The following is a 22493-nucleotide window of genomic DNA, read 5'->3' on the forward strand; positions in this document are numbered from 1 at the left end:
GAACCGACCCGGTCGAAACGGCCGAACGGCTCATACGCTTCCAGTCCAACTACTCTTCGATGCGTACGAAGCCCCCCGGTCCCGCGGGCGTACCGCTGTTCGGGAACAGCCGCCAGTACGCGCGCGACCCCTTCACGTTCCTCGCGAGCGTCGAGGCCGCCTACGGCGACGTCGTCCGGTTCGACCTCGGCCCGCTGGAGACGTACCTGCTCACCAACCCGGCGGACGTAGAGCGGGTGCTCGTCGCCGACGACGCGACCTACCGGAAGCCCGACTTCCAGGACGACGCCATCGGGACGCTGCTCGGCGACGGCCTGCTGCTCAGCGAGGGCGAGACGTGGCGGAAGCAGCGGCAACTCGCCCAGCCGGCGTTCTCCCCCGATCGAGTCTCGTCGATGGACGAACTGATCGCCCGCCACGCGCGGGAGATGGTCGACGCGTGGGAGGCCGGCGACCTGCGGGACGTCAACCTCGATATGGCTCGCGTGACCGTTCGGATCATCGTCGAGGCGATGTTCGGTTCGAAGCTCACCGACGAGCAGACGCGGACGATCCAGGAGCACCTCGAACCGCTCGGGCAGCGCTTCGAGCCGGATCCGATGCGGTTTCTCGTCCCCGACTGGGCCCCGACGCGGGAGAACCGCGCCTACCGCGACTCCGTTCGGACGCTCGAGGGCGTCATCGACGACGTCGTCGCCGAGCGTCGCGGCACCGAGGACGACCCCGCGGTCGATCCGGCCGCCGGCTCCGCCGACGGGGACGAACCGATGGACCTGCTGTCGATCCTGTTGCGGGCGCAGCGCCGCGGCGAGCAGAGCGACGACCAGCTCCGCGACGAACTGATGACGATGCTGCTCGCCGGCCACGACACCACCGCGCTGACGCTGACGTACACGTGGTACCTCCTCTCGGAGCACCCCTCTGTCGAGGCCCGGGTCCAGGCCGAAGTCGACGAGGTCTGCGGCGACGCGCCGCCGACCGCGGCCGACGCGCGGGACCTCGACTACCTCGAACGGGTGATCCAGGAGGCGATGCGGCTGTACCCGCCGGTGTACGTGATCTTCCGCGAACCGAAGGTCGACGTCCGACTGGGCGGGTATCGGATCCCGCGCGGGTCGGCCGTGATGCTCTCGCAGTGGGCCACTCACCGCTCGGCGCGGTGGTACGACGATCCCGAGGCGTTCGACCCCGATCGGTGGCTCCCCGAACGCCGCGCGGACCGACCGCGGTTCGCGTACTTCCCGTTCGGCGGCGGGCCGCGCCACTGCATCGGAAAGCACCTCTCGATGCTGGAGGCGAAACTCATCGTCGCGACCGTGGCTCGGGAATACGAACTCGACGCCGCCCGTGAGGGACCGCTCGACCTCCGCGGGTCGCTGACGATGCACCCCGAGGAACCGGTGTCGATGCGGGTCCGACCGCGGTCCTGACGCGTTCGTGCGGCGGCCCGCGCCGGACCGTCCGTCCAGCGCCGTCGCCCGCGGCGCCGACGACACCTCACGACGGGTCCTGCCGACGGTCCCTCACAGTCGGATCCCGCCGACGACACCTCACAGTCGGATCCGCGCGGCATCCTCGCGGTACCGAGAATCCCTGATTCGTAGCTCTTCGGTCGTCCACGCGACCGGTTCGATGCTCGTTCGCTCGATCAGGTCGGTGGCGTCTGCGATCCGTCCGCCGCGGGCCAGCGTCACGTGCGGGTCGTACTCTTCGCCCTCCATCCCCTCGACCGTCCCGAACGACTCACAGAGCCGACGGTGGAGCGCGTCGAGGTCGGCGCTCTCGACGACGAGGTAGACCACCGGCCCGGGGCCGCGCGGCGGCGTCTCGAAGTAGTCGAGGCCGGTCACCCGCAGGTCGAGGCTCCCCGCGTCGTGGCTCCGCAACAGCGGTCGGAGCCGCTCGCGGAGTCGCGGCAGCGAGTCGGCGTCGTCGTCGAGCGCGGTGTCGAAGCGCTTCGCCAAAAGCGAGTGGCGCTCGCGGATCCGCTCGAAGCGCGTGAGCTCCGGGTGGAGCTCCGAGGCGAGCCGCGCGACCTGTCCCGGAACGGGGACGTTCAGACTGAACACGCTCGGGAATGAGGTTCCGGCGGGCAAGAAGCCGTCGGGAGCGGACTCGCCGTGAGCGTTATTGTCGCTGGGAGTGATCTCCGGGTATGAGAACCCCGCTCTCGACTTCCCGGCGGGAACTGCTCGCGGGACTGGCGGGAGCGTCCGGGATCGGGCTGTTTGCGGGTTGCAGCGGCGGTTCAGAGGGTGCCGAGGGCGACGACGGCGGATCGACGGCCGAACCGGGCGACGAGGGCGACGGCGGGTCGACGGCGAGCGCCACCGGTGCTACCCCGGCGTCGGAACTCGACCTCCGAGAGGCGAACGTCGTCGATGTGGCGTTCGAGGCCGACGGCGAGAGCTACACCTTCGACGTGGCGCTACACCACGACGACGACGGCGAAGATGGGTACGCGAACTGGTGGCAGGTCGAGCGCCTCGACGGGACGCGACTCGGTCGACGCGAGCTACTCCACGCCCACTCCCGGCAGCCGTTCACCCGCTCGGACACCGTCGAGATCCCCTCGGACGTCTCCTGCGTCGTCGTCCGGGGTCACGACCGGACGCACGGCTACGGCGGACGGGCGGTGCTCGTGAATCTGGAGTCGGGGGCGGCGAGGGCGGTCGAGCAGGGCCCCGATCGACGCCCCGTAGACGAGAGCGACTGTCCGTAGCCCCCCTCTCGAAGGACCGCGTCGGCGACGCAGCCGGGGCGATCAGATCCGATCGAGCAGCCACAGGACGATCAGGACGATGATAACCAGCCCCACGAGTGGGCCGGCGAAGCCGAAAAGGAGTCCGAACGCGGCGTCTAAGATTTCGAGGACGAGCAGGATGACGACGAGGACCAGGACGATCTTCAGCAGGTCCTCCACCTCCAGTGCCGCGCGGTCGCCGCCGGGGCTCGGTAAACGCATACCTGGCCCCTGACCGGCCATCCTCAAGTGCCTTCGGGTCCGCCCGATCGCCCGGAATCGAGCGTCGAGAAACGCGCTCTCGGGCGCCTTCGGCACTCGCTCGCCGGGACATCCTTAATGCCACAGGCTCACAAGGTCCCCTATGGCGAACCTCTTCCGCGAACTCGGTCGACTCTCCGCGCGAGGGCTCCCGGGTTGGCTCCTCCCTGCCGCGACCGTCGCCGCCGCCCTCCTGATCGCCGGCACCGTCTTCGGCGGCGATCCGACGGCCGCCGTCGGCCTCGCTTTCCTCGCGCTGGCGATCGCGGCGGTCTACAGCGCCGTCGAGATCGTCGACGCCTACGAGAAGCGGGCGCTCACGGTGTTCGGCGAGTACCGGAAACTGCTCGAACCCGGGATCAACTTCGTCCCGCCGTTCGTCTCGAAGACGTACGTCTTCGACATGCGGACGCAGACGCTCGACGTGCCGAAGCAGGAGGCGATCACCCGGGACAACTCGCCCGTCGTCGCCGACGCGGTCGTCTACATCCGCGTGATGGACGCGAAGCGGGCGTTTCTGGAGGTCGACAACTACCGGCGTGCCGTCTCGAACCTCGCGCAGACGACGCTACGGGCGGTCCTCGGCGATATGGAACTCGACGAGACGCTCTCCGAACGCGAGAAGATCAACCGCCGGATCAACGAGGAACTCGACGAGCCGACCGACGAGTGGGGGATCCGCGTCGAGAGCGTCGAGGTCCGCAGCGTCAAGCCCAGCGCGGCCGTCGAGGACGCGATGGAGGAGCAGTCCTCGGCCGAGCGTCGCCGGCGGGCGATGATCCTCGAAGCGCAGGGTGAACGGCGCTCTGCGGTCGAGCAGGCCGAGGGGGAAAAGCAGTCGAACATCATCCGCGCGCAGGGGGAAAAGCAGAGCCAGATCCTCGAAGCGCAGGGCGACGCCATCTCGACGGTCCTGCGGGCGAAGTCCGCCGAGTCGATGGGCGAGCGCGCGATCGTCGACCGCGGACTGGAGGCGCTGACCACGATCGGGACGTCGCCGTCGACGACGTACGTCCTCCCGCAGGAACTCACGAGTCTCCTCGGCCGCTACGGTCGGGGACTGACCGACTCGGACGTCCAGGAGTCCGCCGGCTTGGAGAGTCTCGACTTCGACGCCGAGACGCGCGAACTGCTGGGTCTGGACGAGATCGACGAGATCGCCGCCGCGGTCGAGGAGATCGAGGGCGTCGACGCCGTCGGCGACCTGCCCGGCGGCGACGACGGGGAGCCGGAGGCCGAGGCGGACGTCGATCTGAACATCGAGGAGTCCTACGAGACGCAGTAGCCGCGGGAGGCCCGACGGGGATCGAGTACACGAACAATCGTTACTGTTATTCCTCGCCCTGAGAGACACTACCATATGAGCCACGAGCGCGGCCCAGGGATCTCCGGCGGCGAGCGCACACCGTCGACGCGGGACCACGGCGTACTACACCGGGTGAAACGACACCTCCTCGAGTGGCCACGCCGATACGTCGAGATGCGCGTCGACGCGATCGAAGATAGAAGCAGTTAGGTGGCCGCCCGACGCACCACCGTCCGATGCCCGTACCGCTTCATCTGGGACTCGAACATCCCAGCGCGCTGTGGATCGTCGCCGTCGGCTTCCTCGCGTTCGTCGCCGGGTTAGGCGTCAACCTGTACCGCTCGCGGCGTTCGGAGAGGTCCGCCGACGCCGTCAGTGAGGACGAGTCCGCTTAATCGCTCGTCGCCGAGTCGTCCTGCCCGCGGGTGCCCTGGACGGTCAGCACGGGGACCGGCGAGCGACGGACCACCCGCTCCGTGACGCTTCCGATCAGGTAGCGGTCGATCCCCGCTCGTCCGTGAGTCCCCATCACGACGACGTCGGCGGCCGCCTCCTCGACGAGGTCGACGATCTCGTCCTGCGGGATCCCGGTGACGACCGTCCGTTCGGTTTCTACCGCTTCCGGTAGTTCCCCGATCGTCTTCTCGATCGCCGCCGTCGCGCGTTCGTTTTCGGCCTCGCGCCAGGCGTCCGGGGCGAGACCGCTGCTCGGGCTCTCGAACCGGTTTCGGCTGTCCGCGACCGAGACCACGTGGACCGTCGCCCCCGTCGTCCGGGAGAGCGATCCGGCGTGCGCGGCCGCGGCCAGCGACGCGTCGCTGCCGTCCGTCGGCAGGAGTATCCGCTCGTACATCTCAGACCCCCCCGAGCGCCATCAGGAACAGCGCGATCGAAATGACCGCGAACAGCCCGCCCACGAACGCCTTGATCGTCGACGTGCTGAGCGCGTTCGAGACGTACGGGGCGACCTGTCCGCCCGTCACCGTCGCCGGCACGGTGAAGACGACCATGTTCCACGGCGTCGAGGCGAGACTGAGGCTGTGGCCGCCGACGAGGCCGCCGCCGAACACGTGGACCAGCGAGGCCAGGATGGCCGTGAGCGCGACGACGATGTGGTTCGTCCCGATAGCGACCCGGACGGGGACCTTCGTGCCGAGCATCGAGATGATCCCGAGTTCGCCGACGCCGAAGCCGGCAAGTCCCTGGAACGTCCCGCCGATGCTGTAGTTTGCGAAGCGGCGCAGGTACCCCTCGCGGGTGTACCGGTAGTCGTCGCCCTCGCGGTCGATCCGCGTCACGTTGCCGTCCTCGTCGGTTCGGACGCCGGCGGGACCGAGCTTCCCGGGATCGTTCGGCATCTCCGCGTGACCGCCGTCGATCGCGGTCTCGACGTCGCCGTCGGCCGACGGACTCGCGTCGTCCTCGGCGTCGTCGGTGTCGTCGGTGGCGTCGCTCTCGTGATCGAGATCGGCCTTGAACAGGAGGTACGACGCCGAAAGCAACGCGACCCCGAGCAGTCCGTGGAAGAGCGGCTCGGGGATGACGAACGACAGGAGCGCGCCGGCGACGACGAACGGGACCGCCCCGCCGACGAGCGCGAGCGCCAGGCGGCGGTCGACGAGCCCGTACTGGATGAACGCGATCGACGAACTCGACAGGCCGAACGCCTCGCTTATGAGCCCGACCTTCACGATCGTCGGCGGGTCCAGCGGGCTCGCGAACAGGGGGTACACGAAGATGAGGAACGGCACGAAGATCGCCGACCCGCTGATCCCGACGGTGTTGACGATCGTGGCTCCGAGCAGGAACGCCGGGAACAGCCACCAGTACTCCAGCCAGTAGCTCGCCCCCGCCTCCGACGGCGTGGGCGCGCCGAAGAACACGCCGACGATGAAGACGATCGGTGCGAGAAAGACGAACACGTGTTGATACCGGAGGAACGACCGCTGGACACGGCTGTAGGAGGTTGATTTCATCGGTGTCTGTTGGTTCAGTCGTCGAGAACAGTCGGTCGCCGTACGATCGAGAAATCGGTCGCCTCGGTCCGGGTCGACGGTTCGACCGCGCCGGATCTCGGGGCGTCCGCATCCGATCTCCGAACCGCCACGTCGGTTCCCCCGGCCACGGGCCCACGACGGCGGCTCATTTACGTGAGCCCTCCGAGTGCGTTCCGGCGGCGTTCGTTCCCGATACCGACGACGACCGACTCCGAATACATCGTAGCCGCCGGATAGCGACGACCGAAGAATAAATCTTGAGGTTCGGGTCCTTCTGTGAGATCCGCTCACGCACGGAGCCGTGTCGTCGTCGCGACCGCACGAAGCAGCGTCGTCGTTCCGGTCGCACCTGCCCGTAGTCGCCGTCGCCGTCAGCCGTCTTCCGGTGGGATCCCGTCGTCGACCGAGCGGTCGGTCTCATCCAGCGGATCGACGCCGGGATCGACGCCGTCGTCGCCGCGGGACTCCTCGTCGTCCTCCCGGATCCCGAACTCCTGTCGGAGCTCTCGGATCCGATCGCGGATGTCGGCCGCGAGTTCGAATTCGAGGTTGTCGGCGGCTTCCGACATCCGCTCTTCCAGGTACGCGATCTGCTCGCGCGCCTCGTCTCCGTCGCTCGGCTCGTCGGTCGGAGAGCGCTCGCTCCGGTCGCCGCTCCCCGGGAGGTTCGTCTCGCCGACCGCCTTCTCGATCGTCTTCGGCTCGAAGCCGTGCTCCTCGTTGTACTCCCGCTGGATCCGCCGGCGGCGCTGCGTCTCCTCGATCGCGGCGGCCATCGAGTCGGTCGTCTCGTCGGCGTAGAGGACGACCTCGCCCTCGACGTTCCGCGCGGCCCGCCCCATCGTCTGGACGAGCGTCGTCTCCGAGCGGAGGAAGCCCTCCTGATCGGCGTCGAGGATGGCCACGAGCGACACCTCGGGGATGTCGAGGCCCTCCCTGAGGAGGTTGATGCCGACGAGCACGTCGATGTTCCCCAACCTGAGGTCGCGGATCAACTCGTGGCGCTCTAGGGTGTCGGTCTCGTCGTGCATGTACGCCACGTCGACGCCGGACTCCTCTAAGAACTCCGTGAGGTCCTCGGCCATCCGCTTGGTGAGCGTCGTGACCAGCACGCGCTCCTCGCGCTCGATCCGCTCGTCGATCCGGTCCAGCAGGTCGTCGACCTGGCCCGTGGCGTCTTCGACTTCGATCGCGGGGTCGACGAGGTGGGTCGGGCGAACGATCTGCTCGACGATCTGTTCGCTCTGCTCGCGCTCGTAGTCGCCGGGCGTCGCCGACACGTAGAGCGTCCGGTCGGTCTTCTCCTCGAACTCCTCGAAGGTCAGCGGGCGGTTGTCGTACGCCGTCGGGAGTCGAAAGCCGTTCTCGACCAGCGAGTCCTTTCGCGATTTGTCCCCGGCGTACTGTCCGCGGATCTGCGGTAGGGTCTGGTGGGACTCGTCGACGACGGTGAGGAAGTCCTCGGGGAAGTAATCCAAGAGCGTGTAGGGCGCCTCGCCGGTGTCGCGGTCGGACATATGCACTGAATAGTTCTCGATGCCCGAGCAGTAGCCCGTCTCCCGGAGCATCTCGATGTCGAACGTCGTGCGCTCTTCGATCCGCTGGGCGGCGACGAGGTCGCCCTGCCGCTCGAAGTACTTCACGCGCTCTTCCATCAACTGCTCGATCTCCGAGATCGCCTCCTCTAACTGCTCCTCGGGTATCGAGTAGTGCTCGGCGGGGTGGATCAGGGTGGCGGGCTCCTCGGAGACGACTTCTCCATTCAGGGGATCGAGCTTCGTCAGCCGGTCGACCTCGTCGCCCCAGAACTCGATGCGGACGGCGTAGCGGCCGTACATCGGGTACACCTCGACGGTGTCGCCGCGGACGCGGAACGTCCCCTGTTGGAAGTCGACGTCGTTGCGCTCGTAGTTCAGGTCGACCAGTTTCGCCAGCAGTTCGTCGCGGTCGAGCCGCTCGTTCCGCTCGACCCGCAGCGCCATATCGGTGTAGTTCTTCGGGTCGCCCAGCCCGTAGATCGCCGAGACCGAGGCGACGACGATGACGTCCTCGCGAGTCAGAAGCGACCGCGTCGCGGAGTGTCGCAGCCGGTCGATCTCCTCGTTGATCGACATGTCCTTGTCGATGTAGGTGTCGGTCTGTTCGACGTAGGCCTCCGGCTGGTAGTAGTCGTAGTAGGAGACGAAGTACTCGACGGCGTTGTCCGGAAAGAGGTTCTTGAACTCCTCATAAAGCTGCGCGGCGAGCGTCTTGTTGTGTGCGATGACCAGCGTGGGCTGCTGGAGCGCCTCTATCGTCCACGAGACGGTGTTGGTCTTGCCCGATCCCGTGACGCCCAGGAGGGTCTGTTTCTCCATTCCCGACTCGAAGCCCTCGGCCAGTTGCTCGATGGCGTCGGGCTGGTCGCCCGCCGGCTCGAACGGGGCGTCGACGCGGAACGCCCGCTCTGCGGCCGGCTCGTCGGGCGAGAGCGGACTCGACCCGGAGGTGTCGCTCATCGGAACTCCGTTGGGCGTACAGGCACTTGAGGCGGTCGGTCGTGCGGTCGCCCGGCCGGTGTGCAGCCAGACGGCCGGTTCGTAGCCGGCGGCGCTCAACTGAGGAACAGCCGACGGTCGGCGCGCTCGTGCCGGGCCGAGAGCACGTCGACGAGCGGGGCGAACGGCTCCATCTCCGCGAGGGAGCGGCCGGCGCTGTCGTCGACGGCGTCGACCATCGCCGGGCGGAGGTCGTCGACGGTCCGCTGGAGGTCGGTGTGGCTGATGCCGAAGAGCCGCTGGGCGGCCTGCGACAGCGCGGTCGCGAACTCGTGGCAGGCGACGAGACAGGCCTCTCGGACCGGCACGTCCTCGCGCGCCGCGACGACCCCCAGGACCGCGGCGTAGTTCCCCGGCGCGTCGCTTCCGAGACGGTCGGCGTAGGCGTCGAGGAGGTCGTCGTCTCGGAGGTCGGACTGGAGCGCGAGCAGGCGCTCGCCGGTCCGCTCGCTCGACTCGCGGAACTCCGCGCTCGTCGTCGCCGCCGTCAGCCGCCGGTCGGCCGCGACGACGCCCGAGAGGTCCGGGTCGGGACCGGCGGCCGCCTCGTGGGCGTGGCGGAGCGCGACGAGGTCTCCCGGGCCGAACTGCCGCCGGAGGTACGTCTCGACGAGGTCCCGCAGGTCGTCGGCGTCGGTCACGCGGTCCTCGGCGGCGAACTGCTCTACGGCGTAGGACACGCTGTCGGTCCCGACGGGGAGCGCCGAGTCGGCGAGTCTGAACGCCGCGAGCGAGGCGGTCTCGCCGTCACTCATCGGTGGCGTCCTCCGGTACGGTCCCGCCACCGCCGTCCTGACCGCGGCCGTGCCCGTGTTCGAGGACGTAGCGGTGACCGTGATCGTCGTCGCCGCTGCGTTCCTCCTCGTCGTGGCCGTGACTGTGTCCGTGGCCGTGGTCGTGATTGTGGGTCTGATCGTGCCCGTGTTCGTCTCCGTCGTGGTCGTGACTGTGTTCGTGGCTATGATCGTGCCCGTGTTCGGCTTCGTCGTGGCTGTGACTGTGTCCGTGGCTATGACCGTGCCCGTCGTCGTGGTCGTGGCTATGGCCGCCGCCTGCCCCCGAGTGCGTGTGGTCCGTCACAGCGGGCTGTGCGCCGGCCGAGCCGTCGTCGAACAGCGCCGGCGAGACGGTGTCGTACCGGATCGTCGCGCCGGCCGGGAGGTGCGGTCCGACCTCGGATTCCATCCGCTCTCGGTCCTCGGTCACCGGGAAGTACGCGCAGTCGCCGTCGATCGCGAGGTCCCAGTGGCGGTTCCCGGCCGCGTGACCGAGCGCCACCGCGGCCGTGAGCTCCGCGTCGGCGGCGTCGCCGAGGTCGACGACGAGGGCGGTCGCGGACGCGAGCGAGACGAGCACTGGCGATCCGTCCCCGGTGGCGAGCACGTCGCCGTCGCCGAGGATTTCGCCGACGACGATCCCGAGGTCGGTCCCGTCGTCGGTGGTCGTCCGCACGCGCGAGCGCCGGCGCTCCTCGTCGGTCAGCGTCACCGAGCGAGCGTCGGCGGGGTCTATGTCGACCTCGTCGCGGTGGCCCAGGTAGGTGTCCGCGAGCAGCATCAGTTCTTCCTCCGCGGGGCCGCTTCCGCCCCGACGAGTTCGATCCGCGCCGCCGACCACGCGGCGCGTAACGCGCCGCTGACGGCGTCCGCCCGGTCGCCGAGCGCTCGCACCGCGACGCCGGCTCCGTTCGGGAGCGCGGTCGCGCCGGCCGCGACGGGGTCGCCGCCGCCGGCGTCGCGGTTGTCGCCTTCGACGTCGCTACTGCCGCCCTCGACGTCGCTGCCGGCGGCGTCGTCGCCGTCACCCCCGCCACCGCCGTCAGTGCCACCCCCGTCGGCCACCCGGCCGGTCACGGCCTCGTGAAGCGTATCCGAGAGTGCCGCGGGTTCCGGCGCGTCCGTCTCCGATTCGTCGACGGCCTCCGGGTCCGGCGTCAACACGTAGAGCGTTCCGTACACGTCGAACTCCCCGAGAACGCCGGGGGCTGAGGGGTCGTTTTCGGCGGGACAGAGGTGCGCGTCGTCGGCGACCGTGAGCCGCCCCTCCCGATAGGCGCGGAGGCGGGAGGCGTACCGGTCGAACTCGAACCGCTCGCCCCGGGCGAGGCGGCCGGGGACGACGACCTCCCCGAGGATCGCGCTGGCGTCGGACGCCAGGTCGACGGAAACCCCCTGACAGTAGCGCGCGTCGGCGTGGAGGATCAGCGGTTCGGGGACGTACTCCAGGTGGGCACCCGGTCCGACCCGGAGCGAGACCTCGACGCCGCCGTAGTTGTGTTCCATCGAGAGCACCTTCGTCGAACTCCCGGTCGAGACGTGCGCGATCGCGTCCTCGCCCGCCGTGATCGAGACGTCGTGGCGGTCGCCCTGTGCGATCCCGCCCGACGGCGACTGGACGTACACGGTCTCTCCCCGGGGATGGGGATCGTGCCCCAGCGTCCCCGAGACGTGAAAGGGGACGCGGGCGTAGTCGCGGACCAGCCGCGTCGTGCCGTCGGCGACCGCGAACGAGAGGTCCAGTTCGCCGGATTTCCCCGGCCTCCCCACCCCGACGGAGGGGACCGATTCCGTCTCGTACCGCTCGAACGCCGGATGCGTCGGCAGCGACCCGTTCGGCGTCGTCCGGGCCGCACCGCTCCGCGCCCCGCCTCCGTCGTCGCTCCCGTCGCGGCCGCGTTCGAGCCGCCCGTCACCGCCCGATTCGGTAGGCTCGTCGCCCGTCGTCTCGGCGGCCATCTACGCGAACAGCACTCCTTTGTGGATATGTTCGAGGACGTCTTCGACGCCCTCCCCCGTCTTGCAGTTCGTGGTGACGAACGGGCCGTCGCGGACCGCCTCGGCGTCGCGCTCCATCGCGTCGAGGTCGGCGCCCACGTGCGGCGCGAGGTCGGTCTTGTTGATCACCAGCAGGTCGCACTCGACCACGCCCGGACCGCGCTTACGGGGGATGTCCTCGCCCTCCGCGACGCTGATCACGTACAGCGAGTAGTCCGCCAGTTCCGGGTTGAACGTCGCCGCGAGGTTGTCGCCGCCGCTCTCGACGAGCACGAGGTCCAGGTCGGGGTGCTCTGCGAGGAAGTCGTCGACCTGCGCGAGGTTCATCGACGGGTCCTCGCGGATCCCGGTGTGCGGACACGCGCCGGTCTCGACGCCCGCGACCAGGTCCTTGGGGACGAGCCCCGCGAACCGCTCGCGGAGCGCGTCGGCGTCCTCCTGGGTGAGGATGTCGTTCGCGATGACGCCCACGTCGAGGCCGCGCTCGCGGAGTTCCGGGACCAGTTCGGAGACGAGCGAGGTCTTGCCGGAGCCGACCGGGCCGCCGATCCCGACGGTCGCGACGTCGCGGTGCGTGAGGCTCACGCGCTCTCACCGCCCGCCGCCGTCCCTTCGTTCGCGGGGTCGTCGCCTCCGTCGGTCTCCCGCGTCCCGTCCCCGCCCGCGCCGGGATTCCGGGCGGTCTCGGTCCGGATGGGGTCGTGGACGGTCACGAGTTTCGTCCCGTCGGGGAAGACGGGTTCGACCTGGATCGTATCGATCATCGAGGGCACGCCGTCCATCACGTCGTCCGTGCCCAGGAGCTGGGTCGCCTCCGCGCGGATCTCCGCGACGGTCCAGCCCTCGCGGGCGCGCTCGAACATCCAATCGGAGATGTAGGCGATCGTCTCGGGGCGGTTCAGCGCGACGCCGCGCTCCTTGCGGCGTCGCGCGAGCTCTGCGACCTGAAAGACCGTCAGGCGTTCTTCGTCTTTGGGTGTCAGATTCATTCTCAGAGCATGTACCGCTGGGTGAGCGGCAGTTCCTCGGCCGGTTCGCAGGTGACGACCTCGCCGTCGACTCGCACCTCGAACGTCTCGGGGTCGATCTCGACGTCGTCGGGGCAGTAGTCGTTGTAGTGCATCGACGACTTCTCGACCGTCCGGGTGCCGGATACCGGGACGACGTCGGTGTCGAGACCGTACGTCTCGCCCACGCCGGCCTCGGCGGCCGCCGGACTCACGAACGCGAGCGTGTTCGCCTGGACCGCCGTGCCCATCGCGCCGGCTCTGGGGCGCTGTTTGAGCGGCTCGCAGGTCATGAGCGAGCCGTTGGCTTCGCCCATCTCCGAGTAGGCGGGGAACCCGCCCTTGAACGTGATCTCGGGTTTGATCCCGAACGACGCGGGGTCCCAGACGACGAGGTCGGCCAGTTTCCCGGGTTCGAGGCTGCCGACGTAGTCGTCGATCCCCGCGGAGATCGCGGGGTTGATCGTGTACTTCGCGAGGTACCGCTTGATCCGGTGGTTGTCGGCGTCGCTGCCCTCGTCCTCGGGCAGGGAGCCGCGCTGGCTCTTCATCTTCGAGGCCATCTGCCAGGTCCGACAGATCAGCTCCGCCATCCGGCCCATCGCCTGGGAGTCGGTGGTCATCATCGAGATCGCGCCCTCGTCGTGGAGGACGTCCTCGGCGGCGATCGTCTCCGCGCGGATACGGGACTCCGCGAAGGCGACGTCCTCGGGCACGTCGGGGCTGAGGTGGTGACACACCATCACCATGTCCAGGTGCTCGTCGAACGTGTTGACCGTGTAGGGAATAGAGGGGTTCGTTGAGGAGGGCAGGACGTTCGGATCGCCGACGGCGGCCATGATGTCCGGCGCGTGGCCGCCGCCGGCCCCCTCGATGTGGAACAGGTGAATCGTCCGGCCGTCGATCGCGCTCTGCGTGTTCTCCAGGAAGCCCGCCTCGTTCAGCGTGTCCGTGTGCATACACACCTGGACGTCCTCCTCGTCGGCGACCGAGAGCGCCGTGTCGATCGCCTTCGGCGTCGAGCCCCAGTCCTCGTGGAGTTTCAGCCCGCACGCGCCGGCTTCGAGTTGCTCGCGGAGCGGCCCCGGTCGGGAGGCGTTCCCCTTCGCGTAGAAGCCGACGTTCACCGGCCACTCCTCGGCGGCGCGGAGGAACTGCTCGATGTTCCGCGGCCCGGGCGTACAGGTGGTCGCCCCGCCGCCGTAGCCGCCGCCGAGCATCGTCGTGATGCCGGACGCCAGCGCGTGCTCGACCAGTTGCCCGGAGTTGAAGTGGACGTGGATGTCGAGCCCGCCGGGCGTGACGATCTTCCCCTCGGCGGGGTAGGCGTCGGTACCGGGACCGACCACCATATCGACGCTGTCCATCGTTTCGGGGTTCCCGGCCTTGCCGATGCCCGCGATCTCTCCGTCCCGGATCCCCACGTCGGCGGCGACGATCCCCGCGACCGGGTCGAGGACGATGGCGTTCGTCAGTACCCAGTCGAGCGCGCCCTCCTCGTTGGTCGCTCCCGGGGCCATTCCCATCCCGTCGCGCAGCGTCTTGCCGCCGCCGAAGACGGCCTCGTCGCCGGGCGTCCGGAGGTCGCGCTCGACTTCGAGGAACAACTCCGTGTCGCCGAGGCGGACCTGTCCGCCCGTCGTCGGCCCGTACAGTTCGGCGTAGTCTTCGCGGTCGAGCTCGCGCGTCACGACTCTCCGCCCCCCGTGTCCCCGAACCCGGCCTCGCGAGCGCGCCGAACCGCCTCGTCGACGCCGTCCGCCACGCTCCCGTCGACGAGGTCGTTCATCCCGACGGCCCGTCCCTTACCGCCGATGGCCACGAGTTCGACGGTCGTCCGGTCCCCCGGCTCGAACCGCGTTGCCGTCCCGGCGGGGACGTTCAGGCGCTTACCGAACGCGGCCCGGCGGTCGAACTCCAGGGCGGCGTTGGCCTCGAAGAAGTGAACGTGCGAGCCGACCTGGACCGGACGGTCGCCGGTGTTCGCGACGTCGACGGTCGCGGTCTCGCGCCCCTCGTTTATCGTGACGGTGCCGTCGCCCGGGCGGACCTCCCCCGGTGTGAGTTCGCCGTCGCTCACGGTGCTCCCTCCGATACGGCCGGTTCGTCGGCTGCGATTCGTTCGTGCTGCATCTACCCGATGCGTCGTCGGTCCTCGATAAATACGCCCGGTTAGATGAAAAAATCGCAATCTATCCGATTGAAAATTGCTTATTTGTGTCTATATAGTGTATGATGGGACATACGTGATTTTTTCGAAGATATGTCAGAAAGTAATATTACGAACAGGCACTTCTAATGGTTTCAGTTCCAACTCTGGTGAATATTGCGGGTCAGAAAACATACTTTGTAGCCGTTCGCGCAGCTTGAGGTGATGAATTCGATCGAACGATCCGTTCGCACGACAGCCTGGGACGTGGTGCGTGGATGAGCAGCGCCGTCTACGGGGCGATGGCGACCGCTGCGGTGCTCGGTGCGACGCACGCGATAGAACCCGACCACGTCGCCGGCATCTCCTCGCTCACGAGCCGCTACGGCGACTCCAGACTGTCGGCGCTGGCGGGCGCGTGTTTCAGCCTCGGCCACGTCGCGCTCGTGGTCCTCTGGCTCGGGATCGGCTATCTCCTCCTCGGACGCACGTCGTTCCCGGCCGTCCTCGACGCCGTGGGAACGGTCGGTGTCGTCGCGCTGCTCGGCGTACTGGGCGTCGCGACGGCCGGCAGCGGCCTCCGGGCGTTGCTCCGGGACCACGGACACGAAGCGGTTACCCACGATCACGAGAGCGTGTCTCACAGCCACGATTCGGCACACAGCCACTTCCACGTTCACGGCGGTTGGGGCCACACCCACCCACACGAGAGCGGCGATCACGACCACGGCGTCCGAACGTACCTGCGGACGGGCGTCGTCGGCGCGCTGTTCACCCTCTCGCCGCCGATGTCGATGATCGTCTTCGCGTCGACGCTGTTTCCCACCCACGGCGGCGACGTCGTCGCGCTCGCCGTCGCGGCGTATGCGGTCGCCATCGTCGGCGCGATGAGTCTCGTCGGCGCGGGCGTCGGCGCACTCTTCGGGGTCGTGAGCGTCGACGCGCGGACGGCGGGCGTCGCTCGGACCGTCGCCGGTCTCACGGTCGTCGGCTTCGCCGCCTGGATGCTCCTCGGGCTGCTGTGAGGTGTCTCGGAGTTCGGTGTGACCGCTCCCGTTCCGGCGGCCACCTGAACGGTCCGTTCCAGATGCTCCTGTGTTCTCGTGCGATCGACCAGTTCCGTCTGCTCACGACTCCGGAAGCGTCGGCAGTGGCCGGACCGCGGGAGGGTGTCGCCGAGCGCATCGTGTCATCTGTTTGTCTTTGCGTTCCCGGTTCTCGACGGGAATTTTGCTCTTGTAAAGATATTAGGCGGATTCACATTCAGAACCTCAAGCTTACGTCCTTATATTGTACCCTATGGTGAAACGAATCTTAATATACAGTTGGAAAGGTTTTTCAATTTCCTCCGGATCGAACTGCCTGTCGAGAAATAATGAACGAACGTTTGGCTGACCTCGGAAAAGAAAAACGGTGCACCAGCGATGAACGCATTATCTCTCTCACTTCGGGTATTTCTGGAGGCGATTCGGTATGAGTCGGAAGCAGCGGAACGCCGCCGAGCGGTCGACGACCCGTCGCGGATTCTTAGCGACCGGGGCGACGATCGCCGGGGCGGCCGTCGCCGGGTGTTCCGCCAGCGGCGGCGGGACGACGGGGACCGCCAGCGGCGACGACCCGATCACGATCGGGATCCTCGAAGACCGGTCGGGCAACTTCGCGCTCGTCGGTGACCCGAAGCACAAGGCCTCGCTCCTGGCCATCGAGGAGATCAACGAGGACGGCGGCATCGACGGTCGCGAGATCGAGGTGTTCGATCCCGATCCGCAGTCGGACAACCAGCGCTACCAGCAACTGACCGAGCAGGCGATCCAGCAGGAGGAGGTCGACGCCCTGTGGGCCGGGTACTCCTCGGCGACCCGGGAGGCGATCCGGCCGATCATCGACCGCGAGGACCAGCTGTACTTCTACACCACCCAGTACGAGGGCGGCGTCTGCGACCACAACACCTTCGCGGTCGGGCCGACCGCCCGCCAGCAGCTCGGGAGTGTGCTCCCGTACCTCGTCGAGGAGTTCGGCCCGCGGATCTACACTATCGCGGCCGACTACAACTTCGGGCAGCTCTCGGCCGACTGGGTGCGCGTGCTCGCCGACGAGAACGACGCCGAGGTGATCGGCGAGGAGTTCATCCCGCTGTCCGAGACCGACTTCGGGTCGACGATCAACAACATCCAGGGCGCAGAACCCGACCTCGTGATGTCGATGCTCGTCGGGGCGAACCACACCTCGTTCTACGAGCAGAAGGCCTCTGCGGGACTCGACGTTCCCATCGGGACCTCGACGGCGATGGCACAGGGCTACGAACACCGCCGGCTCGAGCCGCCCGCGATGGCGAACATCTACGCCGGCGTCAACTATATGGAAGAGGTCCCGACGACGCGGAACACCGAGGAGGGGGGATTCGTCGACCGCTACTTCGAGATGTGGCCCGACGCGCCGTACCTCAACGAGGAGGCCGAGAACAACTACTTCTCCATCTACATGTACAAACAGGCGGTCGAGCAGGCCGGAACGACCGACCAGGAGGAGGTCAAGTCGGCGCTGGAGTCCGGCATCACGCACCCGGCGCCCGAAGCGCCGGAGGGCGAGGAGATCAGTCTCGTCCCCGAGACCCACCACGTCGATCACCACATGTGGGTGATGCGGGCCGACGAGGAGCACAACGTCGAGGCCGTCGACGACCGGGTGATCCCCGAGCAGTTCCTCTCTGAGACCGTCGGCTGCGACCTCACCGCCGAAGACGAGGAGACGCAGTACACGCCGCAGGACTTCTACGAGGAGGCGGGGTGAGATGATAAACGGGGTGAACCTCACATTCCAGTTCCTCGACAGCTTCGCGTTCATCGTGCTGGCAGCGATCGGACTGGCGGTCATCTTCGGGATGATGGGCGTGATCAACCTCGCACACGGCGAGTTCATCATGATCGGGGCCTACGGCACCACGCTGGCTGCCAACGCGGGGCTCCCGCTCGTGGCCGCGATACTCGTCGGCGTGCTGGTGACCGCGGGCATCGGCCTCCTGCTGGAGCGTACGATCGTCAAGCGGCTCTACGACCGCCCCCTCGACTCGATGGTGGCGACCTGGGCCCTCGGCCTCGCGATCACGCAGGCGGTACGCATCGTCTTCGGGAACTCCCTCTCGGGCATCGGGATGCCGTTCGGTGCGATCCAGTACGGGGAGTTCTCGTACTCGACGTACCGGGTGTTGCTCTCGGCCATCGCCCTGGCGGTCCTCCTCGGGGCGTACGTGGTGTTCACCCGGACCGAGTTCGGGGTCAGAGCGCGAGCGACCATTCAGGACGCCGACACGGCGCGCGCTATGGGCGTCGACACCGACCGGATGTACAGCGCGACGTTCGCGGTCGGGTCCGGGTTGGCCGGACTGACCGGCGCGCTGTACGCGCCCGCGATGTCGGTCGTCCCCGGAATGGGGTCGTCGTTCCTGGTCGAGGCGTTCGTCGCGGTCGTCACCGGCGGGGGGTCCGTGCTGATCGGCACGACCCTCGCCGGCGGCGTCCTCGGAGCGGTCAGCGCGCTGTTCACGAACCTCTACGGGACGTTCATCGGGCAAGTCGCGCTACTGCTCGTCGCGATTCTGCTCCTCCGGTTCCTGCCCGCAGGCCTCTCGGGCGTCGTCGAGGACTTCCGCGAGCGCCGGGAGCGTGATTCGTCGTGAGCGCGATCGACGCGTTCGATCGGCTTCGGGATCCGCTCGAAGGGCCGAACACCATCGGAAACTCCCGCGGGTTCTGGATCGGCTTCGCGGTCGCCCTCGGCGCCGCGGTCGTCTACCCGCTGATCGTCGGCAGCTACCAGGCGGGGAACACGGCGCTGTTCCTGCTCTACGGTGTATTGGCGCTCTCGCTGTCGATCGTGTGGGGATACACCGGCGTGTTGAGCTTCGGCCAGGTCGTCTTCCTCGGCTTCGCCGGCTACACGTTCGGCATCGTGACGCTCAACGTCGACAGCACGCTGGGCATTATGGCCGCGATCCCGATCGCGGTGGCGATCGCGACCCTGGTCGCGTTCCTGCTCGGGTACTTCATGTTCTACGGGCGCGTCACCGGCGTCTTCGTCACCATCATCACGCTCGTCTCGACGATCGTGATGGCGACGTTCATGGCGCAGACGGCCGGGAGCGAATGGGCCATCGGCGACGCGGCGCTCGGCGGGTTCAACGGGATGCCGGGGATTCCGAACATCGCCCTCGGTATCGGCGAGGCCGCGATGTCGTTCAGCGGTGAGACATTCTACTGGCTGGTGCTGGCCGTGCTCGTGGCGTCGTATCTGGGCCTGCGGATACTGGTCAACGGCCGGTTCGGCTACGCGATGGTCGGCGTTCGCGAGGACGAGGACCGCGTCGAGATGCTCGGGTACGACGTCCGCCGCGTGAAGCTCGCGGTGTTCACCCTCGGCGGTGCGCTCGCCGGCCTTTCGGGCGTCCTCTACGCCTCCTGGGGGAACTACATCGACCCGTCGGTGTTCTCGCTGGCGTTCGCGACGTTCCCCGTCGTGTGGGTCACGGTGGGCGGCCGCGAGTCCCTGCTGGGCGCGGTCCTCGCGACCGTCGCGATCGAGTGGTTCCGCCAGCAACTCGCGATCACCGGGAGCGAGTACGCCCTCGTCGTCGTCGGGCTGCTGCTGCTCGGCGTCGTGCTCTTCCTGCCCGAGGGCATCGTTCCGTACGTTCACCGGAAGGGCGTCGCGTTCGTCGAGACGCACGGTGAGGCGAGCGACGAGATCGACGACGCGACCGCGGGCGCGCGGGAGGAGGTCCAGTGATGTCCTCGGAGTACGATGCCTCCGAGGCGGACGCGGACGCCGTGTCCTCGCGGACGGATCCGGGCGTCCGCAAGACGCCCGCGGGGCAAGCGACGGGCCCCGACACGGACACGATCCTGCAAACCGAACGGCTCACCAAGCGGTTCGGCGGCCTCACCGCCATCGACAGCGTCGACTTCGGCATCGACGAGGGGGAGCTCCGGTGTCTCATCGGTCCCAACGGGGCCGGGAAATCGACGATGCTGAAGCTCGTCACCGGCCGCCACGAGGCGACCGAGGGGCGGATCTACTACGACGGGATCGACGTGACCGAACTCAGCTCCCACGAGCGCGTCCGCAGGGGCATCGGGATCAAGTTCCAGGCCCCGTCGGTGTTCGATTCGCTCTCGGCCGCCGAGAACGTCCGGTTGCCGCTCCAGCGGACGGGCGACGGCGACCTCTCGGAACCCATCGCCGAGGCGCTCGACCGCGTGGGTCTCTTAGACGAGCGCGAGACGCCGGCTTCGGACCTCTCACACGGCCAGCAACAGCGGCTCGAAATCGGGATGGCGGCCGCGCTGTCCCCCTCGCTGCTGTTGCTCGACGAACCGGTCGCCGGGCTTTCGATCGAGGAGCGAGAGGAGATCGCGACGCTGGTTACGGAACTCAACGAAGAAGGAATGACGCTCATCGTGATCGAACACGACATCGACTTCGTCGATCGGATCGCAGATCGGGTGACGGTGTTGAATCAGGGCTCGATCTTCCGAGAGGGAGACATCGACGAGATACGCGCCGACGAGGAGGTCCGCGAGATCTACCTGGGGGAGACCTGAGATGCTCACCTGTCGCGACCTCACGGTCGGGTACGGCGAGACGCCGATCCTCCGGGACGTGGATCTGACGGTCGACCGCGGCGAGATCGTCGGGGTCATCGGAAAGAACGGAGTCGGAAAGACGACGCTGATGAAGGCTCTCGTCGGGCTGCTCGACCCCTCGGCGGGGTCGATCGAGTACGACGGGACCGACGTCACCGGCTGGAGCGCGGACGAGCGGGCGCGGGCGGGCATCGGCTACATCCCGCAGAGCCGCGACGTGTTTCCGGACCTGACGGTCGAGCAGAACCTGCTCGTCGGGGAGGCGATCAACGAGACCTCCGAGGAGCTGCTGTACGAGACGGTGTACGACTACTTCCCGATCTTAGAGGAGCGCGCCGACCAGCGCGCGGGATCGATGAGCGGGGGCGAACAGCAGATGCTCGCGATCGCGCGCGCGCTCGTCGGGAGCCCGGACCTCCTGTTGCTCGACGAACCCAGCGAGGGGATTCAGCCGTCGATCGTCCAGCAGATCCAGCGGGACATCCCCGAGATCAGCGACGATCTCGGGATCACCGTCCTGTTCGTCGAGCAGAACCTCGGCGTCATCGAGGCGATGTCGGACCGCTGCTACGCGATCGAACGCGGGACGATCGTCGACGAACTCGGCGCGGGCGAACTGACCGACGACCGCCTCGCCGACTTCCTGGCGGTCTGAGCGCGAGAGCCGCCGGCGCTCGCCGAGTCGGCCTTTTCCGGATCGAACACCCACGCGCCGTGGCGCTCCGGACTGCAGTCCGGCTCCAACCTCCGGCGACCCGTCCCGCCGAGTGGGAAACGTTTTGCGGGTCGCTGGCGTGTTCTGAGGTATGTCACACGAACTCCTCGAAGCGGCCAGCCAGCGACTCCGGGACGCCTCCGAAGCCGCCGACGGCGACGTCCAGCGGCGAATCTACGAGCAGTCCGACGCGCTCGCGACGCTCGCGGCGCGGGACCGAAAGCCCGACCACGGCCGGTTGGCCCGTCACATGAACGCCCTCGCCGAACTCGCCGAGGCGACCGACGGCACGGCCCACGAGGCGGTCGTCGACGCCCGAGCGAAGGTCTCGGAGTTCCGCGAGGGAGTCGAGGGCGTCTGACGACTGACCGACGCCCGTCGTTCGATTTTCGCCGGTCTGGGGACTCGAACCCCTTCATTTCGGGTGGAGATTGCGAACGGTTCACAGGGTCGGTGCGTCGGTGTCGGTCACCGCTACCGACCCGGCGGCCACCGATCCGACCGCGTACTCTGTGGATCGAACCCGTACTCTGTGGACCGACGGCTCCGGTCGAGCGGCACCGCTGTCATCGAGTGAACACTCTCCGGTAGTGGACCTCACCGGTAGTGGATCCCCTCCGGGAGTAGATCTGTGCGCTGGGGCGGCTCAGCAGACGTTCTTCGGCTTGATTCCCATCGATTCGAGCGTCTCGACGTAGTCCTCGTAGGCGGCCTCGATCACCGCGTCGGCGGCGTCGCGAGCGGTCTCCCAGTCGCTCTCGGACGCGCACCCGTCTTCGAGCGCGTCGACGACGCGCTCGCGTTCGTCCTCCAGCGCCGAGCGGAGGCCGCGGAAGTCGTCGGCGGCCATCGGATCGGCGTCGCCGACGAAGAAGCCGACCATCTGCCCGGCGTGCTCCCCGGCGACGAGGTAGCGACCGAGGAGGCCGCCGAGTCGGGCGGGGGTCGACTCCTGTGCGGCGAGCGCGTCGTACAGCCGCGGCTTCCCCCGAGTTCGGGGTCGTCGGCGACGTCCGCGGCGTGCTCGCGGGACGCCTCGGCCAGGTCGGCGAACAGGTCGGCCGCCGCAGCCGAACCCGCGTCGTCGACCCACGAATCGAGCGTCTCGGCGAGCGCGAGCGCGTCTTCCGCGGCCGCCGCGCGGACGGACTCGCCGTCCATCTCGCCGCCGGTGAGGGCGTACATCGCCTTCGAGGAACCCAGCCGGGAGAAGGCCGTCTCGTGATCGTCACGCAGTTCGGCTGCGAGGTCGGATCCGTTCATACCCGCTCGTTCGGTGCCCCGTCGCTTGTAGGCATCGACCCGGGTCGTTTCGGTCCGTCGGCCCCCCTCGACGCGCCGTACAGCTCACTCCGTCGGCCCCCT

Annotated in this window: 24 protein-coding genes and 1 pseudogene; 12 read left to right on the top strand and 13 right to left on the bottom strand. The window is 68.2% G+C overall.

The window, feature by feature from the left end; genetic code table 11:
* The first annotated feature begins 59 nt into the window (after positions 1–59).
* Positions 60–1430 (top strand): cytochrome P450, encoded by a 1371-nt coding sequence (locus DV707_RS00775; RefSeq protein ID WP_103991073.1) that lies wholly within the window; start codon positions 60–62, stop codon positions 1428–1430.
* Positions 1431–1550: 120 nt separating this feature from the next.
* Here DV707_RS00775 and DV707_RS00780 read toward each other — a convergent pair whose 3' ends face one another.
* The gene (locus tag DV707_RS00780; protein WP_103991072.1) at positions 1551–2069 is read right to left on the bottom strand and encodes a 2'-5' RNA ligase family protein; all 519 of its coding nucleotides are present in this window, start codon (positions 2067–2069) and stop codon (positions 1551–1553) included.
* A gap of 86 nt (positions 2070–2155) precedes the next feature.
* Here DV707_RS00780 and DV707_RS00785 point away from each other — a divergent pair, with 86 nt between their 5' ends.
* Positions 2156–2722, top strand: a complete 567-nt coding sequence (locus tag DV707_RS00785; protein ID WP_103991071.1) for a hypothetical protein — start codon at positions 2156–2158, stop codon at positions 2720–2722.
* Between the two features lie 42 nt (positions 2723–2764).
* Here the strand turns inward: DV707_RS00785 and DV707_RS00790 are convergent, their stop codons facing one another.
* Complete coding sequence (locus DV707_RS00790; protein WP_103991070.1) at positions 2765–2965, bottom strand: DUF7554 family protein; 201 nt, start codon at positions 2963–2965, stop codon at positions 2765–2767.
* 142 nt (positions 2966–3107) lie between these two features.
* On the opposite strand from DV707_RS00790, the gene DV707_RS00795 reads away from it, so the two are divergent.
* From DV707_RS00795 to DV707_RS18540, 3 genes are all read left to right on the top strand, one after another.
* Positions 3108–4289, top strand: coding sequence for an SPFH domain-containing protein (locus DV707_RS00795; RefSeq protein ID WP_103991069.1), 1182 nt, complete (start codon positions 3108–3110; stop codon positions 4287–4289).
* A 75-nt stretch (positions 4290–4364) separates the two neighbouring features.
* Entirely contained in the window at positions 4365–4520 is a 156-nt protein-coding gene (locus DV707_RS18535) for a hypothetical protein (RefSeq protein WP_170216798.1), read from the top strand.
* Between the two features lie 26 nt (positions 4521–4546).
* Entirely contained in the window at positions 4547–4705 is a 159-nt protein-coding gene (locus DV707_RS18540) for a hypothetical protein (protein ID WP_170216799.1), read from the top strand.
* Here the strand turns inward: DV707_RS18540 and DV707_RS00800 are convergent.
* The 10 genes from DV707_RS00800 to DV707_RS00845 form a co-directional block, all read right to left on the bottom strand.
* On the bottom strand, positions 4702–5163 hold the full coding sequence (locus DV707_RS00800; protein WP_103991068.1) for a universal stress protein: 462 nt from the start codon (positions 5161–5163) through the stop codon (positions 4702–4704). The two genes, DV707_RS18540 and DV707_RS00800, sit on opposite strands and share 4 nt — an antisense overlap.
* Position 5164: 1 nt before the next feature.
* On the bottom strand, positions 5165–6286 hold the full coding sequence (locus DV707_RS00805; RefSeq protein WP_103991067.1) for a sulfite exporter TauE/SafE family protein: 1122 nt from the start codon (positions 6284–6286) through the stop codon (positions 5165–5167).
* A 392-nt stretch (positions 6287–6678) separates the two neighbouring features.
* On the bottom strand, positions 6679–8805 hold the full coding sequence (gene uvrB, locus DV707_RS00810) for an excinuclease ABC subunit UvrB (RefSeq protein ID WP_103991066.1): 2127 nt from the start codon (positions 8803–8805) through the stop codon (positions 6679–6681).
* A gap of 95 nt (positions 8806–8900) precedes the next feature.
* On the bottom strand, positions 8901–9599 hold the full coding sequence (locus DV707_RS00815; protein ID WP_103991065.1) for an urease accessory protein UreF: 699 nt from the start codon (positions 9597–9599) through the stop codon (positions 8901–8903).
* On the bottom strand, positions 9592–10401 hold the full coding sequence (locus tag DV707_RS19155) for an urease accessory protein UreE (protein WP_103991279.1): 810 nt from the start codon (positions 10399–10401) through the stop codon (positions 9592–9594). The genes DV707_RS00815 and DV707_RS19155 overlap by 8 nt, the downstream gene beginning before the upstream one ends.
* On the bottom strand, positions 10401–11579 hold the full coding sequence (locus DV707_RS00825) for an urease accessory protein UreD (RefSeq protein ID WP_103991064.1): 1179 nt from the start codon (positions 11577–11579) through the stop codon (positions 10401–10403). The genes DV707_RS19155 and DV707_RS00825 overlap by 1 nt, the downstream gene beginning before the upstream one ends.
* Positions 11580–12203, bottom strand: a complete 624-nt coding sequence (gene ureG, locus DV707_RS00830) for an urease accessory protein UreG (RefSeq protein WP_103991063.1) — start codon at positions 12201–12203, stop codon at positions 11580–11582.
* A complete protein-coding gene (locus DV707_RS00835; protein ID WP_103991062.1) occupies positions 12200–12607 on the bottom strand; it encodes an urease subunit gamma in 408 nt (135 codons plus the stop codon). Before DV707_RS00835 ends, ureG begins: the two co-directional genes overlap by 4 nt.
* A 2-nt stretch (positions 12608–12609) precedes the next feature.
* A complete protein-coding gene (ureC, locus tag DV707_RS00840; RefSeq protein WP_103991061.1) occupies positions 12610–14316 on the bottom strand; it encodes an urease subunit alpha in 1707 nt (568 codons plus the stop codon).
* On the bottom strand, positions 14313–14705 hold the full coding sequence (locus DV707_RS00845; protein ID WP_103991060.1) for an urease subunit beta: 393 nt from the start codon (positions 14703–14705) through the stop codon (positions 14313–14315). Before DV707_RS00845 ends, ureC begins: the two co-directional genes overlap by 4 nt.
* 347 nt (positions 14706–15052) lie before the next feature.
* Between DV707_RS00845 and DV707_RS18390 the strand changes: the two genes are divergently transcribed.
* The 7 genes from DV707_RS18390 to DV707_RS00880 all read left to right on the top strand — a co-directional run bounded on the left by DV707_RS18390 (position 15053) and on the right by DV707_RS00880 (position 21489).
* Positions 15053–15799, top strand: coding sequence for a hypothetical protein (locus DV707_RS18390; protein ID WP_160113919.1), 747 nt, complete (start codon positions 15053–15055; stop codon positions 15797–15799).
* Positions 15800–16247: 448 nt separating this feature from the next.
* Positions 16248–17564 carry an urea ABC transporter substrate-binding protein gene (locus tag DV707_RS00855; protein WP_103991059.1) on the top strand — a complete coding sequence of 439 codons (1317 nt, stop codon included), beginning with the start codon at positions 16248–16250 and terminating at the stop codon, positions 17562–17564.
* A gap of 1 nt (position 17565) precedes the next feature.
* Positions 17566–18450: an urea ABC transporter, permease protein UrtB gene (urtB, locus tag DV707_RS00860; RefSeq protein WP_103991058.1), complete on the top strand. Its 885-nt coding sequence runs from the start codon at positions 17566–17568 to the stop codon at positions 18448–18450.
* Complete coding sequence (locus DV707_RS00865) at positions 18447–19556, top strand: ABC transporter permease subunit (protein WP_103991057.1); 1110 nt, start codon at positions 18447–18449, stop codon at positions 19554–19556. Before urtB ends, DV707_RS00865 begins: the two co-directional genes overlap by 4 nt.
* Positions 19556–20371: an ABC transporter ATP-binding protein gene (locus DV707_RS00870; RefSeq protein ID WP_103991056.1), complete on the top strand. Its 816-nt coding sequence runs from the start codon at positions 19556–19558 to the stop codon at positions 20369–20371. Before DV707_RS00865 ends, DV707_RS00870 begins: the two co-directional genes overlap by 1 nt.
* 1 nt (position 20372) lies before the next feature.
* Positions 20373–21068, top strand: coding sequence for an ABC transporter ATP-binding protein (locus DV707_RS00875; RefSeq protein ID WP_103991055.1), 696 nt, complete (start codon positions 20373–20375; stop codon positions 21066–21068).
* Between the two features lie 151 nt (positions 21069–21219).
* Positions 21220–21489, top strand: coding sequence for a DUF7553 family protein (locus DV707_RS00880; protein ID WP_103991054.1), 270 nt, complete (start codon positions 21220–21222; stop codon positions 21487–21489).
* 285 nt (positions 21490–21774) lie between these two features.
* Here the strand turns inward: DV707_RS00880 and DV707_RS00885 are convergent.
* A pseudogene (locus DV707_RS00885) lies at positions 21775–22391 on the bottom strand (transcription antitermination protein).
* Positions 22392–22493: the final 102 nt, after the last annotated feature.

Source organism: Halobellus limi (assembly GCF_004799685.1).
Taxonomy (GTDB): domain Archaea; phylum Halobacteriota; class Halobacteria; order Halobacteriales; family Haloferacaceae; genus Haloquadratum; species Haloquadratum limi.